Raw genomic sequence first — 15532 nt, forward strand, 5'->3', positions numbered from 1 at the left:
TTTGGCTAGTAGAGGTTCCTGATCGCGCGCCGGATGCGAGTGAGCGTCGAGAGATCACGGCTGCGCGAGCGGTTCCGGATTCGTCCGGTGCCGAGGAGCGTGATGCCGAAGATGTAGAACGGGATCCCGATGAGGGCGTCGATGGCGACGATCGGTGCCCAGGGATGGATGCGGTACAGTGAGTCGATGACGCTGGGCGGGAGGATCGCGAGATAGCGGTGTTCGGTGACGAAACGGCGGTAGTAGCCCGTTTCGTCGGGTGCGTGCAATGTTACTATTGCATTCGCTACACTCTGTCCCTCTACGTACAGCTCGTGGGGCCGAATCTCAACACCCTCGCTCGCGGGCTCAAGATACGTCACAACTGGGAGGAACCCACTGTTCCCGACCGTATACCGCTGACTCTTCGACTCGCCCATCGGAATGACGTTCGGACGCTCGGACGTGAACTCTGCGCTCACGACCCCGTACTGCTGGGTACCCGCAGGTACGACCATTGCTGCTGTCACCCCAACCACAAGCATCGCTGCGAACGCACCCATCACGAGTCGGCTGTCGATGCCTGTCATCCGCGACGTGACGCGGTCGGGTCTCTTGCCGTCCTTGGCACGCCACTCTCCCACAACGTACCAGAGCACCGCTCCCGCGAAGATCAGATACGCGAGGCCCTTGGTTCCAAGGAGCGCGGATATACCTAGGAGGATAGCAATCTTGCGCTGGACGACTGAAAGGACTGACTGTGTTCCCTCCACGACTGTCCCGAGATACGGGATGACGACCACGTGGCCGTTCACTTGGAGAGCCTGCGCCACGACCTGCGCGCGCTTCACCGGTGGTTCTTCGTCGCTCTGGTCCGTGAACGGATTCGCGTCCCCCTTCGTGATGAACCCGTGCTCTGTATTGTCAACAATTCGGTGAGTAGTCAGGCCTCCCCCGTTAAGTTCCTCCGCCCGGAACACCACGACGTCACCCTCCTCCGCCGAGGAATCGACCTGCGCCGGCACGGCGATGAACCCGTCCCCCGGTTCGAGCGTCGGAGACATACTTCCAGTTTCGACGTAACTCAGGAATATCGGCTGACCGAAAACGGAACCGAGTACGAGGGAGAGGGCGGCGAGCACGACCACGAGTTGGACTGCGACCATCCCGAAATTACGGAGTCCCATTAGTCGCAGGAGATACCTATTAGAGTTTTGTTATACAGATATTGAATCGAATGTTCACCAGTTGTTGCGAGTTCTCGCTGCAATAACTAGTTATGTCCAGACGGAATTTAGCGGTGATAACGGAGCTTGATGTGATCGACGACTCCAAACCGTTCAAGTCGTTATATGCGACCGTCGCCAAACGGACTCGTTGTGTCGGACAAGAGGTTCGAGATATCTCCTTTGGCGGTAGCGACAATCATCGCCGTCGCTAAGTGTACTTCCGACCCAGATTCGTAGTAGGTAGAGTTGGTAAACTTTCTTATTGCTGAGATCTGAAATCTACTCGATTATTTACACGAGGCCAGGAGCGGACTGTAGCGGTGGGGTTAATTAAAGATACGTATTAATAATCCACAGAAAATAAAATATTATTAATAATGTGGAGTATATTTATTGACACATCCCGGTACCAGCCTATTTGTCTTTCTTTTTAATCGACGGGTTACACTGCGTTGGCGTCAGCTCTCACTTCCATATTCCCGATGAGTCGCTCAATACCATTTGGCATATCCGAATGGGACAACCCCATAGTATCAATATACATACTCACATCAACGGCGTTTCCAACACCTAATTCGACGTATCGGGATGAACCGACATTAGAATCGTTAGGTCCTACGTCGATTCTAGTAACGTTTGATTGACTATCGTCGTAGGGGTCTGTAACTGGAGTATCTGCAATTGGAGACGCGTAGAACTCCACGCGTTCGTGCAAGCCGGCAGATTGAGCCGTTCCGGAGGTAGGAATCTTTCGGATGTCAACACCAACTGCTTGCGTACCCTTGTTCGTAATCTTGAACAGATAGTCGACAGTTGATTCTGCGTTGAACGGGAACCCATTTCCATCAGGCTTTGAATTCCCGTTCATATCAATCAATAGCTCTCCATCTCCGGTACCGTCATCTTTGATGTATCCCGAATTACCTCCACTATTCCCCTCAAGCGCAAGAAATGCCTGGGCGTCACCAGACGTACCGACTGAGGTATATCTCTCTGATTCTACGGTAGTAAACGCACCTGTACCCATTGCAGCCGCCCCACCGGCGGCGAGCGATCCGAGTCCGACTACGAATTTGCGTCGTTGCATTGGTTTTCGACCTCGTTTGCACGCGCCCACCTGCAGACGTCGACGACGTCGGCACCGCCCGTCACACTGTCGTCCGCCGCGGCGCGTATCCAATCCATCAGGTGCTACCCACTTTGGAATATACGACCAGTGGATCCGGGAAAGAGACCCCGCGGATTTCGAGGAGAGTGTTTGACACTTTCTGGGGGTCTCTTTGTGGGCTGTTCAGCCGTGATTTCGACGCTGAACGCTATTGAGCGTGTAATCACCTAATTATGTCAATTTAGTATCTATTATAGCTCTCCCGATTATGGTGGACGTACGGGGGACGCAGCCACGACTCCGGGATTTGTCCCGCTATTAACTATCGAATGTATGATTAGTTTAGTAGACACTGCATAGAGCCTTTGCTATGGTATGTGGAGTCTATACTAAAGTGAAAGTCAGTTGACCCGAAGGATGGATCGGCAATGGGAGGATACGTGTTGCGGCTCGGGACGGAAGGATGAGTAAGGCACAACGAAGCAACGGGCAGTTGTCGTCGGTTGGGGGACCGGAGTTCTCGAACGACGAGCTGCTCGAAATGCTCAGTAATCAACGCCGTCGATTCACGATTCACTATCTCAAACAACGGGAGGGAGAACACGTCTCAGTTTCCGAACTCACCGACTGGGTCGCGAGCTGGGAGAACGACACGGAGATCGAGGCGCTCACACATCAGGAACGAAAGCGCGTCCGCAACGCGCTGCGGCAGTTCCACCTGCCGAAGATGGACGACTACGGGTTCATCGAGTACGATGCGCGACGCGGGACGGTCACGCTCACAGACGAGGCCGCCGACGCGAATTTCTACGTCGACTCGCTCACCGGCGGCGACATTCCCTGGGGGATCTACTATCTGGGCCTCTCGGCTTTCTGTGGGCTCTGTCTGCTCGGCTACTGGGCCGGGCTGTTCCCGTTCACGCTAGTCGAACCGTTCACCTGGAGCGTGTTCGTCCTGACCGCGCTGACCATCTCGTCGGTCGGCCACTTCTACGACAACTACTACCGGATGCGACTGGGCGCACGCGAGAAGCCGCCGGAGGTGGACGAGGGATGATCGACCGTCGCCAGGTAGTGCTCGTGGCCGCGCTGCTCGCCTCGCTCGCGCTCGTTTCCAACACCGCGGCGTACAGCTCGGTACACGCAGACCGGGGTGTTCAGGTCCAGGTCGTCGACGACGAGGACGCCTACCTCGGCCTCCAGCGCACGACCACAAATGCGAGCAACGGTACCGCTGATCTCGAAGTGACGGTCGCAAATCAGTTCGCTGCGGGGACTGATCTCACGGAAGTCGAGACCACCGTCGATGGCACCGCGGTCGACCTCGCCAGCAGCGGCTCGCTCGCCCCGGGCGAAACCAGCTCCCACACGTTCGCGAACGTCTCCTGCGGCGACGCCGTCGCGATCGACGCCTCCGGAAGCGGCGTGCGCGTGTCTCTGAACCGAAGCGTCCCCTGCAGTAATACGAGCTTAACGACTGAAGAGCCGACGAACGAAACGACGTGAATTCAGTAATATGACCTTACCAACCGCAGGCGCGTCCGGTTCCAATGCGATCCGGAAACGCTATGATCAGGCGTTGAAAACCCAGAATATTCGGATTGTAAGCAACTGAGAACGGTCTTGATGTAGTCCCTCCTTCGATAGGCGGGCAGTATTACAAGTATACTACTGTAAAGGAAACCAAAACGGAGCAGGCTGTCACCACGCTCCGACGAGTAGCCGCTCCCGTATGAGGGTATGCGACATATTACAAGGTCCTGTCACCACGGATGAACCGACGAGATGTCATCGAAAGGGGACCTCGATGAGGGGCTCACTCCTCTCCGTGCGACGGTGGTCGAATACGAACACAAGCCGAGCGAGTGCACGATCCACCCGGTCGACCCCCCCGAAGGTGGCCAGACCACGGCCTGGATCACGGCCGAGGAAGGGTCCTACGTCGCGTTGGCGACCACGCGGTGAGCGCGCCGCGCGAAGCTCCTACCCCGGCGATGAGACGGCGACTCACCTGAGCTGTTCCGAGAGCACTTTTTGTATCCCTCGCCGCAGGCGCTGGGAGGCGGCCGTATCTGAGATGCCCAGTCGGTCCGCCAGCGTCTGAAGCGTCGCGCCCCGCGGGACGTCGAAGTATCCGCAGGCGAGCGCCTCGTTCAGGGCCTCGCGCTGTGGTTCGGTGAGCATCGATTCGACGCCGTAGTCGGCGATGCCGGCGGAACTCCGGACGCTCTCGACGGAGAACTCGATGTCCTCGTCGCTACAGCGGTGATACGAGGCGGTGAACGCCTCGTGAGTCGGGTAACGGAGCGTCAGCGACCAGCCGTCTGCGGTGCCGATCCCCTTGAGACACGTCGCGTCCGCCTCGGCGATCACGTCGAGAAACGGTGTCGAAGTCGCGGCCCAGTCCACTTGGAGTACTAACCCCTCGTCGACTGCATCGAGGACTTCGACTTCGTCAACGGTTTCGTCGCCGCCGACGGCCTGCGTTACCCACGGCGCGTCCTGGCTAGCGATCCAAAGCGTGGGCGTCGTCCGTTCGCGAAACGGCACCACCCGTTCGAGTTCGATTCGGACGTCGGGCCGTTCGCTCAGTGCGTCGGCGAGGAGGAACTCGTCGGGCGGGACCCGCACTCTCGTACAGACGACCATACTGATAGATGAACCTTCGCACACTCCTCGTCTTGTTATAATTCCAGTTCTCTCGGTAGTCGTCCGTTACGCCGCTCCGACGTCCTCTTCGATCAATCGGACGCTTGGCGAACCGGACGTCTCCGGCAACTGTCGGAGGCTCTCGAAATACGTCCCATCTGGGAGTCATACAGTAGCGTCTGCACGTCTTCACGCCCCCGTCTCAACGCCGTCGTGCGAGGTGCGTTATCAGTTGCAAACGCTGTCCGTCTCAACGCTGATTTATGTACTGCTTCGCCCATTCGGACAGATACTATTGTATTCTAGTATATAACAAATATATTATCTGAGTCTACTCGTCCGCCTCGTTGACGTAGAGCCCGTATCGGAACAGCGCCTCGTCGTACCACAACAACTGTCCGTTCGCGGCGCGGTCTACGGCCCCGAGTTCGAGGGCATCCAACAGTGTCTCGAAGTCCGCCGAGAGCGGAGTTGTCTCTTCGTGTCTCCCCCGTTCAATTGCCTGATCGAGCAGGTCTCGGACGCCTTCAGCGAGCGCGTCTTCCGTCAACTCGGCGTCGATTCGGGAGCCGAACACGACGTCACGAAACGCCGCCCGTGAATCGGCTACGTCGATTGCCAGCGCCGTGTATGCGGTCTCCATAATGCGCTCACGGCTCACGTGCACGCGGTAGGCCCACGTCCCGCTCTCGGTCATCGTGACGACCTGGCCGTCCAACGCTCCCGTCGCGAGCCGGCTCTCCAGTTCGGCTGGTCGGCGAAGCACGTAGGCGTCGTCGCGCAGTAACTCCGCCGTGCTGGTCTCGCCGCCGGTCTGTGTGTAACTGTGGAGGATCTTGAGCACCCGCGCGCTGGGCTGTTCGAGCGAGTCGATCAGGATTGCGCTTTCGGGGACGTCTTCGGACGGTACGGACTCGACGCGCACGAGCGGGCGGGACAGTTCTTTGCGCCCGGTCACGACCTGTTCCGTCTGATAGTACGATCCGTCGTACTCCACGTAGGCGTCGTCCGGGAGCGGTTCGTACCCGTAGGTCGTATAGCGGCCGTCCGGGAGGATACGATCTAGTGCGGCCCGTGCCGGATCGCCGAACAACGCCCCGTCGTCGGGCTCGTAGAGCGCATATTCCGTAGGGGTGGCTTCGACACGGTCGACGTCGAGCGTGTACGTTCGTGCCGGGTCGTCGGCGCCGATCGAGTCTGCCGTCGAACAGCCTGCGAGGGCGCCCACTGAAACTGCACCGGCGGTCTGGAGGAGCGTCCGTCGGGTAGGGACCATAGGGAACGAACGCGGCGCGACGGATTTGAGTCCATCGAACTTACGATCTACTGATGCTAGTCTAGAATGGTCTGGTTAATTATATGATTCTGAAGCACTCGCTTGAAGTATAAATAGATCGGCTGACAGCCGTACGAGGAGAGCCGCCTCGGCAACAGAGAAAGCGGAGACACGGAAAGCGTCGTTACAGTCGCGAAGGTAGTCCCTCAGCGGGACGTCGACACGTGGGTCGATCGCCCCGCAGTCGGTGAGCCGACGCCACCGACGTGACGAGTGCGTCCCTGTCGACCGACCCCGGTGAGGGGACCGACCACGTCGAGAAGGCCGTGGCCGCGGGGCCCAAGAGCCTAGCGGATCGAGTCGACGAGGACCGACGTGGCGTACGCACCGCGTTCGGGGGCGTCGAACGTCGGGATGCCGAGGTCTTCCATCCGCTTGCGGTCAGGTTCGAGCGCGTCGTACGGTCCAGCGACCGTGAAGACGATCGGCTTGTCGAGGTCTTCTCTGAGCTGTTCGAGTTCTTCGACCGGATAGCCGAGCGAGTGCTCGAAGATCTCGTATACGAGGACGATGTCGACGTTGTCGTCGCGGGCGACCGCGTCGATGACCTCGCCGAACTGCGGCATCGGACGCCCCGTGTCGACGGGGTTCTGATCGTAGGTGAATCCGAGGAGCAGATCGTCGAGTTTCTCGTGGGTCTCGTCGGTCAGTTCCGGGAAGTTGACGCCTTGGTCGGCGAGGTAGTCGGCCATCATAATCCCGGGGCCGGCCTGCGCCGTGACGATCCCGACGTTCGGGCCGTCCGGAACGGGCGACTTTCCCAGGACGCGGCTCGCGTCGAGGAGTTCGGTCACGGAGTCGGCCATCACGCCGCCGTTGTTGGTGAGGATCTCCTCGTAACGCTCGTAGTCCTGGTTCGGGGCCGCCGTGTGCGACTGGACGAACTCGTGCATCCGGTTGCCCGACTTGAGCGCGACGATCGGCGTATCGGCGTCTTCCACGACGGTCTCGAACTGATCGATCTCGGAGGTCCCCTCGATGTGGAGGCCGATCGCCTTCGTCTGGGGGTCCTCGTCGAGCATCGGAATGATATCGTCGAAGTCGGTGTTCACGCGGTTCCCGAGACCGTACATCCCGGAGATGCCGTAGCCCTCCCGCTCGAGCTGGAACGTCGAGGTCACGCCCACGCCGCCACTCTGGGCGACGATGGCGACCTCGCCCGTCTCGATCTCGTCGAAGCCGGGGACGAACGAACTGAAGATGTTCTTGTGCGGAATGATGTGGCCGGCCGTGTTGGGGCCGAGAACCGCGATGTCGTACTCCTCGGCGATCTGGCGGATCTCCTCTTGTCGCTGCTTGCCGGCCTCGTCGGCTTCGGCGAACCCACCGGCGAAGACGACCGCGGCACCGACGCCCGCCTTTCCACAGTCCTCGATGACGCCGGGTGTGGCGGGCGCGGGGACACAGCAGAGCGCCAGATCTGCATCAGTATCTGCGACCGAGTCGACGAACTCGTACCCGTAGACCTCACCCTCACCTTTCGGATTGACCGGGTAGACCGGGCCGTCGAACTCCTTCGCGTTCGCCATCGCGTCGTTACCCAGTTTGCCTGGCGTCGCAGACGCGCCGATGACCGCGATGCCGGACGGATCGAGTAAGTCTGAGATTCCCATACCTACACACGAGTCTAAGATTGAGATATAAATTTCGAAAAGACCGTAATTGATTTTTAGTGATTATTCGATGGAGTTTCACGTCGGCGCGGTCTGCCGACTTTTCGAGTGGACGTCGTGGAGAGCACAACAACAAGCTCGCGTCGGCCGACCACCATACGTTTTTTATCCAGAGGCTACTGAGGTTAGGTATCTCTTATTTGTGAAATGAACTCCTCGAAGGCTTCCGGGCTCCACACGACGCTGACTGCTCTCCTCGCTGCGGCACTGGTCGCTTCTCTTATAGTCGGACCCGTAGGTGCTACAACACCCGAGGAAGACGTGACGTTCGTCGAATCGACGATCACGACGGACACGACGTGGACTCCCGAGGGGGGTCCCTACCGAATTATCCAGGATATTCGCGTCGAACCCGGCGCGACGTTGACGCTGGAACCGGGGACGAGGGTACAGCTCGCTGAACAGATTACACTCACCGTGAGCGGGTCGCTCAACGCGACCGGAACGGAAGCGCGCCCCGTGACCATCTCCAGAAGTGAAGGGGCGTCTCCCGACCGCCGGTGGGAGAGCATCCGGTACAACGGCAGCGACGACTCCCGATTCGTGGTCCGCAACGCGACGCTCACTGGCGGAGTGCACGGCGTCACCGTCGCGAGCAGTGCGGGATCGATCAAAATCGTGGATTCGACGATGCGGGACTTCGAGACGGCGGCCGTTTCGGTCGGTGAGATAGGGGCAACACCGGAGGTCACGATCCACCGTTCGACCTTCGAGGACGTAGAGGGCCACGCGATCAGTGCCAGTCCGTCGTTCGGCGCGACCGACCGCGCCTCGCTCACTGCCGTCCCGGACGAGCGGACGGAACAGTCGGATCACACGCTATCGCTCCACCCGGGAGTCGGCGTCGCGTTCGACACCATCCGACTCGAGTATTCGTCCGCCGACACCGTTGCGGGAGTCGAGCGAGAGACGCTCGACCGAATCGGCCTCGACCGTAACCGCAACGGGACGATCGATCGATCGTACATCGACTACGTGCAGAACGTCTCGACGACCGGCGGCGACGTTCGGATCGCGCTCAACCGCACGTTCCGAATCCCGAGTGATGGACGTCTCACGGTCGAATACGGCGGCGCCGTGAATCCGCAGACGCGTGGTATCTATCCCGTCGACGTCCGGCTCTTTCACGATGGCGTCTCTCAGCTCTCGGATGGCGTGCAGGCCGCATACGTCGTTGGCGGGGTGACGTCGCCCGTTCGGTCTTCGGGATCGGCGACGACGCACGTTCGTCGCCTCACCGTCCGACAGTCGCAGTTCCGCGATATCGCGGGCACGGGTCTGTTTGTCGCCGCCGATCGCGTCACGAGACTGCGGGCCGTCGACAACGACGTCGCACAGGTAGGCGGCGACGGGATCGCGGTCCGGGCGAAAGACAGCGAGAGCGCCTTCTGGTACAACGACATTGCGGCGTCCGCCGACGGGATCTACGTCGAAACGTTATCGCGAGCGAAGGTTACGGGCTACGAGAACCACATCAGCGGCAGCGAAACCGGCATCAAAATCCGGCAGTCGGGTACGCGAATCCGCAGGGAGGCGAACGTCACGCTTCGACGCAACCACCTCACGGACAACGACCGCCACGGCATCGACGTCACGACGCGAACGCTCGAAGTGCGGCTTCACCTCGCGAACAACACCGTCCGCGCGAACGGTCGTGACGGGATCCACCTCTCGAATTGGATCGTCCGACGGGGGGACATCTTAGACAATCGGATCGCGGCCAACGGCGACGACGGACTGGCGCTCGATGGCACGCTCGCCGCAGATCTGCGAATCGCCCGCAACGACGTCAGATCGAGCGGCGGCGACGGTGTCACGCTTCGAACCCAGGCCGCCGTCCGCGACCTCACGGTCCGCAACAACACACTCGTCGACGGTGATGGCCACGGGCTCGCGGTCCAAAGTAACCTCCTCGTACACGACGTCGACATCGACGAGAACCGACTCGCGAACAACGGCGGCGCCGGTCTCCTCGTATCGAGTCCGATCACCCACCGGGGCGCTCTCACGCTCACGGACAACGTCGTGGGTGCCAACACGTACGGCATCGTGGTCCGGGGACTGGTCCGGACGACCATCCGAGACAACGATGTCGTCTTCAACACGAATGCGTTCACCGACGCCGTCCCTCTCCGAGGAGTCACCCCGGGGACGGGAGTGTACGTCACCGAAGGCGCCAGCGGCGTCGTCGTGAATCAGGCGAACGCGGAGATATCGCTCTCGGACCTCGTCGCCAACCCGACGTTGAATCAGGAACTCACGATCGCTCGGCTCTGGGACGACACTGTCGTCGTCCTGCGGAGCGACGGCGAGAGCGAAGCGCGCGCTGCGGAAGCGAGCGCGGTGACAATTCGGCGGGTCGGTGACTCGCTCCCTACCGGCATCGCGGTCCCGAAGACGGGGACGGCGAACGAAACGTTTCGGGTCGTCGGAAACGACGTGTACGGGCAGCGGCGCGGGCTGACCGTCGATATCGCGCCGCTGATCGCCGCGAACACGACGGCACGCATCGTCACCGAACCGGTCCGAACCGTGCACGCGGAATCCAACTACTGGGGCTCCGACCGCGGGCCGTATCACTCCTCGATTCTCCCCGAAGGCGAGGGGAACGCCGTCGTGACGGAACGGGGCTGGGCCGACTTCGTGCCGTTCCGAACCGAGCCCACTGGGACACGATATGCGCGGCCGACGCCCCGGATCGACGCCCCCGCAGGTGCTATCCCCGACCGGCGGGTCCGGGTCTCTGGTGGGGGATCGACGAGCGGCACCGACCGCTTCCCTGTGGACCGCTATCACTTCGTCGTCAACGGGACTGAACGAGCTGCCCAGTCGGCACCGGATTGGAGTCTCGTGATGCCCACAGAGCGGCTCCGCATCGAATTGGCTGTCGAAGACGCTCTCGGCATCGATAGCGCCAACGCGACAGCCGTCACGGTTGAACCGCAGTCGGAGACGACACCGACAGCAACGTCGACAGCAGTCGGCGGGACGCCGTCGCCGACGCCGTCCGACGTGACGCTCCTCGGCAGTCTCGGGTCGCTCTGGGGACTGCTCGGATCGCTGCTGTACCTGTCTGCGCTGCTCCTCGGTGGCGTCGGGATGGCGTATACGTTCCGGAATCGGTCGCCGCCGGTCGGTGGACTGCAGGTCCAGGGTCTCGCCGCCACCGGCGTTCTCGTCTGGCTCGTCAGCGGCCTGCTGGGCCCTGGACCGCTTGTCAGTGTCGGGCTTGCTGCTGGCCTCGTGTGGGGTCTCCTAACTGGTGTCGCATACGTGTTAGCGGTTCGGTGATAGAGATACGAGCGCATACCCCCGCCTTCCCGTGAGTGACGAGTGTTCCGACGCTCTGTCGGAACCGAGGAGCGAACAGGCGGGGGTCGAGCGGACAGCATAGTGTGACAGTCCACCGTTCTATTGCAGGGCTGGGTTCCCCACCGTTTCCACAAAATATTTGCTATGATATAACCATAGTGTGTAGCACGGATGAAGACCACACGGCACGCAACCTACAACCTCAACTACCACATAGTGTGGCTCCCGAAGTACCGCAACGCGGTACTGACGGGAGAGGTTGCCGACCGTGTGGAATCCATCCTCCACGAAATTGCCGACGAGAAAGGCTTGGACATTCAAAACCTGACTGTTCAGCCCGACCACGTTCACCTGTTCGTCAGTAGCCCGCCCAAACACAGCCCATCACTGCTCGCCAACTGGTTCAAGGGCATTTCCTCGCGGAAGTACAACCACCGCCACGCCGACCACGACGGCGAGAAAATCCGGTGGGCACGCGGCTACTACGCCGGAACAGCCGGCCACGTCTCCAGCGAAACTGTCGAGAACTACATCAACCGACACAAGGAGGCCCAAGCGTGACCGAACTCACGAAAACGCTCGAACTGAAGCTTGTGGACCCGAACGTCCACAAGCGACAGAAGCTTCGTGAGACGCGGGACGCCTACCAGCAGGCGCTTCAGGCCGCCTTCGCCGCTGACTGTGACACACAGTCAGCCGCCAACGACGTGGTTGTCGAGTACGACCTGAGCGGCTACGCCAAAAACGCCCTCAAGAAGTACGTCCCACAGCTCTGTGGGAACAGCTACAACGCCGACGAACTGCACGATGACCACCCGGTACGGTTCACCAACGAGGGACTGCAACTCGACCACCAGCCACAGAACGCTATCGAGTGGTACGTCAAAGTCCCGCACCACGAGGATTACCACCTCTGGATTCCGGCACGCGCCAATCCCGACCAGCGGGAGTGGCTTGAAGCGTTGTACGCAGACGACGCCGAAATGGGTGAGAGTCGGCTCTTCGAGCGGAACGGAACGTGGTATCTCCACGTCACCGCTACCCGCGACGTGGCCGAGCAATCTGAGGCGTCCGCCGACGAGCGGACGCCGCCAGACGAGTCTGGCGAGCCCTGTCTCGCTGGGCTCGACAGGACGCCGATAGGCGTGGACATTGGAGAAGCGAGTCTTGTCACGGTGTGTCACCGTGACAGGTACGGTTCTCCGACCGCTCCCGAACTGTGGGCCGACGAGGGCAAGACTGTTCGTCGGCTTCGCAAGACCTACTTCACCGCCAGGAGGCGACTTCAGACTCGCGGAAGCGAGCGTATCGCGGAGTCCTTCGGTGACGACCTGTGGAACCAGATAGACGACGTGTTCCACCGCGTCACCCGCGAAGTCGTGGAGTACGCCGAGTCCGTTGAGAATCCCGTTCTTGTTCTGGAAGACCTGACGTACATACGGGAGAATATGGACTACGGCGCGTATATGAACCGTCGTCTCCACGGATGGGGATTCGCCAAACTCCACGCGCAGATACGCTACAAGGCCGTCGAGAAGGGTATCCCCGTCGAGACGGTGAACCCGCGAAACACCTCGAAAGAGTGCCATGCGTGCGGTGGGGTAGGATACCGCCCACAACAGGCGACGTTCAAGTGTACGAACGATGCGTGCTGGATGGGCGAGTACCAAGCGGACGTGAACGGAGCGGTGAACATCGCAGACCGCTACCTCAGCGGAGAGAGTCGTTTCAAAGAACACGAGAACGACGATGACTCGGCTGAGGATGGGGGGCGTTTGACCGCCCCACAAGACAGCCACACGGATGCTGAAACCCAGCAAGTGAAGCGTGGAACGTATGCGTCTTGAAACCGTAGGGCCACGCTCGGCCTGAAATCCCGTGGTGGAATTCCTCCGCGTTCACGCGGAGGAGGAGGTCAAGCTCGCTCGACTCGCTCCGATCTTTGCGATGCCGGCGAAGAAGGTGAGGACTGGCACGACCGTCGCGAGGATCGCGATCGCCAACACGGACCCCCAGGCCGTGGCTCCGACCGGCATCGCAAACCGCCCCGTTCCGATGCCGAATACAAAGAAGCTCGTGGCGGCCGCAGGTAACACGAACGCCGTCAGCGTCTCGGCGTCGACCGTCGTGAGTGCTCGCTGGCTCACGATGATGTACAGCGAATACGCGAACGCGGCTCCGAGAACGACGAGGACGCCACGCGGGTCGACGCCGACTGGATCGACGCCGGTAACGAGGGCGACGCCGGTAACGAGGGCGACCCCGCCGATCGAGAGTCCCAGTGCACCCATCAGTGTCGGTGTCACCCGTTCAGGGTGGAGAAGCGCAGTCAAACAGACGACGAACGCCGGATAGGTGTAGAGGACGATCGCGACCATTCCCGCGGTCATAAATTCGAGGCCGAAGAAATACAGGGCGCTCTGCGTCGCGTATCCACCGGCTCCGAGAGCGAACGCGATCGCGAGAATTCGGCCGCTGGGCAGTCGGAGCGTGCCACGGTGCCAAAGCACCGCCCAGACGACGACCGATGCGAGGCCGAACCGGAGCGCGAGAACGGTCGGGATTGTGAGTCCCGCATCGGCGGCGATGACACCGAATATCCCGAGTGTTCCGAAACCGACGGCAGAGGCGACCACCAGTGCGATGCCGACTGTCTCGTCGTTCATACTCCTCTGCTGAGTCAGTCTCTCAAAATACTATTGGATCGGATATATTTCGCTTCGAAATCTGAGTTATGCGAGGTACTACGTCTCGGGCGTAGCACAATATATAATTTGAACAGAATATATTAGAATAAAATTATTTCTATTCTTAGTTTCTAATTTGAATAGTATAAGGGGCTGAAACCTATAAAATAAGGAATCTGAGGTACAAATAACAGACTGATTAATATATAAATATTATTTTACTATACTAATTAGTATAGATTAATTTACTGTATGTGGTCTATCCCCGGAAAAGTGCACTCGTAGTTATCTTTTGAGTGTGATTTCACGACTATGCTGCCAACTCCGGACTGTCACTCGTAGACGATGGACGACACTCGAAAGACGAGAAAGAACGGGACTCTTTCCAAGGTCTTCCGTGTTCGAAAGCCGACTGCCTCAGCTACGCAGCGCTGACTCGAATGCGAACTCGCGAATGTCGGAGGACCGCGCCTGTTGAGCCCGATGGAAGGACTCCGCGATCGAGATGTCGAGCGAACCTAATCCGATCGGCACGAAGATCGTTCGGTCGTCCTCGGAGATCTCCTCGTGGTAGCCGCCGGTGAGGATCTCCCCGACAGTCGCATCCAGGTCCGACAGCGTCAGTTCGCCTCGATCGGCCGCATCGGACAGTGCGCCCCGCTGGAGACATTGCTCGGGGTGATCGACGACGAGGTGATCCGAAGCGCGGATCGTCTCGTCGGTCAGCTCCTGATAGGAACCCAGCGCGATGATGAACGCCGAATCGTCGAGCCACCGTTCGGCTAAGACCGGCGTTTTCGAATCGGTGACCGTGACGATCGCGTCGGCGTTCGATGCTGTTTTCGGGGAGTCGGCGACGAGCAATTCGGCGTCGGTCTGAGAATTCAGATCCGCAACGAGGGTCTCTGCGGCCTCCTCGTCGACGTCGAAAACGCTGATCTCGTCGACGTCGAGTAGGCTGTCGATCACGGATACCTGAAACTCTGCCTGGAATCCCGCTCCGAACAGCCCGACCGTCTTCGGCTCGGATGGATAGACGTGCTTCAGCCCGACGACGGACTGCAGTGCAGTGCGCACGCCTGTGATGTACATCCCCTCCATCACCGAGGTAAACTCGCCGCGGTCGAGGTCGAACAGGAGGATCTGAGAACTGATCGGAATCTCTTTGTCGGCGTCCCAGGTCGCGACCGCCCACTTCACGCCGGCGACGTCGAGCCAGCCGACGTACGCCGGCATATCGATCGCAAAGGCGTTCATATCCGGCCACTCGCCGTCGTCGCCGAGGTGCATCGTCAGTTTCGCCGGATTCAACACGCGATCGTTCGCGGTCTCGACGTACGTCTTCTCGACAATCTCTAGCGCAGAATCGTACTCCAGATGCTGCTGAATGTCGCGCTTCGAATACAGTTTGGTAGGCATTCTCAGTCGGTACCAGTGCTTCCGAATATTTACGTATAATTCTTTTGCTCTTTCGAATACAGGAACGGGGTAATATGGGACGACGCTCCTGTTCATTCCGACAGCAATTGGCTATGTACTGGGTAGCTGTCGGAACCGTT

General features: G+C 59.9%; 13 protein-coding genes. 6 read left to right on the forward strand and 7 right to left on the reverse strand.

Annotation, left to right across the window (positions count from 1 at the left end; translation table 11 throughout):
- Window positions 1–5 precede the first annotated feature (5 nt).
- Entirely contained in the window at window positions 6–1166 is a 1161-nt protein-coding gene (locus RBH22_RS07565) for a signal peptidase I (protein ID WP_306677064.1), read from the reverse strand.
- A gap of 484 nt (window positions 1167–1650) precedes the next feature.
- A complete protein-coding gene (locus RBH22_RS07570) occupies window positions 1651–2295 on the reverse strand; it encodes a hypothetical protein (protein WP_306677065.1) in 645 nt (214 codons plus the stop codon).
- 484 nt (window positions 2296–2779) lie between these two features.
- On the opposite strand from RBH22_RS07570, the gene RBH22_RS07575 reads away from it, so the two are divergent.
- From RBH22_RS07575 to RBH22_RS07585, 3 genes are all read left to right on the forward strand, one after another.
- Window positions 2780–3373: a hypothetical protein gene (locus RBH22_RS07575; protein ID WP_306677066.1), complete on the forward strand. Its 594-nt coding sequence runs from the start codon at window positions 2780–2782 to the stop codon at window positions 3371–3373.
- Complete coding sequence (locus RBH22_RS07580) at window positions 3370–3822, forward strand: hypothetical protein (RefSeq protein WP_306677067.1); 453 nt, start codon at window positions 3370–3372, stop codon at window positions 3820–3822. The genes RBH22_RS07575 and RBH22_RS07580 overlap by 4 nt, the downstream gene beginning before the upstream one ends.
- A gap of 279 nt (window positions 3823–4101) precedes the next feature.
- A complete protein-coding gene (locus tag RBH22_RS07585) occupies window positions 4102–4281 on the forward strand; it encodes a hypothetical protein (protein WP_121569611.1) in 180 nt (59 codons plus the stop codon).
- 42 nt (window positions 4282–4323) lie between these two features.
- On the opposite strand, the gene RBH22_RS07590 is transcribed toward RBH22_RS07585, so the two are convergent.
- From RBH22_RS07590 to RBH22_RS07600, 3 genes are all read right to left on the reverse strand, one after another.
- A complete protein-coding gene (locus RBH22_RS07590) occupies window positions 4324–4947 on the reverse strand; it encodes a helix-turn-helix domain-containing protein (protein ID WP_306677068.1) in 624 nt (207 codons plus the stop codon).
- Window positions 4948–5296: 349 nt separating this feature from the next.
- Window positions 5297–6241 (reverse strand): hypothetical protein, encoded by a 945-nt coding sequence (locus tag RBH22_RS07595; protein WP_306677069.1) that lies wholly within the window; start codon window positions 6239–6241, stop codon window positions 5297–5299.
- Window positions 6242–6588: 347 nt separating this feature from the next.
- Window positions 6589–7914, reverse strand: a complete 1326-nt coding sequence (locus RBH22_RS07600; RefSeq protein ID WP_306677070.1) for a CoA-binding protein — start codon at window positions 7912–7914, stop codon at window positions 6589–6591.
- Between the two features lie 207 nt (window positions 7915–8121).
- Here RBH22_RS07600 and RBH22_RS07605 point away from each other — a divergent pair, with 207 nt between their 5' ends.
- The 3 genes from RBH22_RS07605 to RBH22_RS07615 all read left to right on the forward strand — a co-directional run bounded on the left by RBH22_RS07605 (window position 8122) and on the right by RBH22_RS07615 (window position 13133).
- On the forward strand, window positions 8122–11265 hold the full coding sequence (locus RBH22_RS07605) for a right-handed parallel beta-helix repeat-containing protein (RefSeq protein WP_306677071.1): 3144 nt from the start codon (window positions 8122–8124) through the stop codon (window positions 11263–11265).
- Between the two features lie 192 nt (window positions 11266–11457).
- Window positions 11458–11847, forward strand: coding sequence for an IS200/IS605 family transposase (tnpA, locus tag RBH22_RS07610; RefSeq protein ID WP_256290162.1), 390 nt, complete (start codon window positions 11458–11460; stop codon window positions 11845–11847).
- Window positions 11844–13133 carry a transposase gene (locus tag RBH22_RS07615; RefSeq protein ID WP_306677072.1) on the forward strand — a complete coding sequence of 430 codons (1290 nt, stop codon included), beginning with the start codon at window positions 11844–11846 and terminating at the stop codon, window positions 13131–13133. Before tnpA ends, RBH22_RS07615 begins: the two co-directional genes overlap by 4 nt.
- A 51-nt stretch (window positions 13134–13184) precedes the next feature.
- Here the strand turns inward: RBH22_RS07615 and RBH22_RS07620 are convergent, their stop codons facing one another.
- Complete coding sequence (locus RBH22_RS07620; protein WP_306677073.1) at window positions 13185–13952, reverse strand: DMT family transporter; 768 nt, start codon at window positions 13950–13952, stop codon at window positions 13185–13187.
- 438 nt (window positions 13953–14390) lie between these two features.
- Complete coding sequence (locus RBH22_RS07625; RefSeq protein WP_306677074.1) at window positions 14391–15392, reverse strand: ornithine cyclodeaminase family protein; 1002 nt, start codon at window positions 15390–15392, stop codon at window positions 14391–14393.
- Window positions 15393–15532 lie beyond the last annotated feature (140 nt).

Origin of the sequence: Halobellus sp. H-GB7, from assembly GCF_030848585.1 — an archaeon.
Taxonomy (GTDB): domain Archaea; phylum Halobacteriota; class Halobacteria; order Halobacteriales; family Haloferacaceae; genus Haloquadratum; species Haloquadratum inordinatus.

What these genes read in the sequence shown, in the direction of transcription:
- RBH22_RS07595 (WP_306677069.1), bottom strand. Translation starts at nt 6,241, where the DNA reads ATGGTCCCTACCCGACGGACGCTCCTCCAGACCGCCGGTGCAGTTTCA.
- tnpA (WP_256290162.1), top strand. Translation starts at nt 11,458, where the DNA reads ATGAAGACCACACGGCACGCAACCTACAACCTCAACTACCACATAGTG.
- RBH22_RS07575 (WP_306677066.1), top strand. Translation starts at nt 2,780, where the DNA reads ATGAGTAAGGCACAACGAAGCAACGGGCAGTTGTCGTCGGTTGGGGGA.
- RBH22_RS07605 (WP_306677071.1), top strand. Translation starts at nt 8,122, where the DNA reads ATGAACTCCTCGAAGGCTTCCGGGCTCCACACGACGCTGACTGCTCTC.
- RBH22_RS07570 (WP_306677065.1), bottom strand. Translation starts at nt 2,295, where the DNA reads ATGCAACGACGCAAATTCGTAGTCGGACTCGGATCGCTCGCCGCCGGT.
- RBH22_RS07580 (WP_306677067.1), top strand. Translation starts at nt 3,370, where the DNA reads ATGATCGACCGTCGCCAGGTAGTGCTCGTGGCCGCGCTGCTCGCCTCG.
- RBH22_RS07620 (WP_306677073.1), bottom strand. Translation starts at nt 13,952, where the DNA reads ATGAACGACGAGACAGTCGGCATCGCACTGGTGGTCGCCTCTGCCGTC.
- RBH22_RS07585 (WP_121569611.1), top strand. Translation starts at nt 4,102, where the DNA reads ATGTCATCGAAAGGGGACCTCGATGAGGGGCTCACTCCTCTCCGTGCG.
- RBH22_RS07625 (WP_306677074.1), bottom strand. Translation starts at nt 15,392, where the DNA reads ATGCCTACCAAACTGTATTCGAAGCGCGACATTCAGCAGCATCTGGAG.
- RBH22_RS07600 (WP_306677070.1), bottom strand. Translation starts at nt 7,914, where the DNA reads ATGGGAATCTCAGACTTACTCGATCCGTCCGGCATCGCGGTCATCGGC.
- RBH22_RS07565 (WP_306677064.1), bottom strand. Translation starts at nt 1,166, where the DNA reads ATGGGACTCCGTAATTTCGGGATGGTCGCAGTCCAACTCGTGGTCGTG.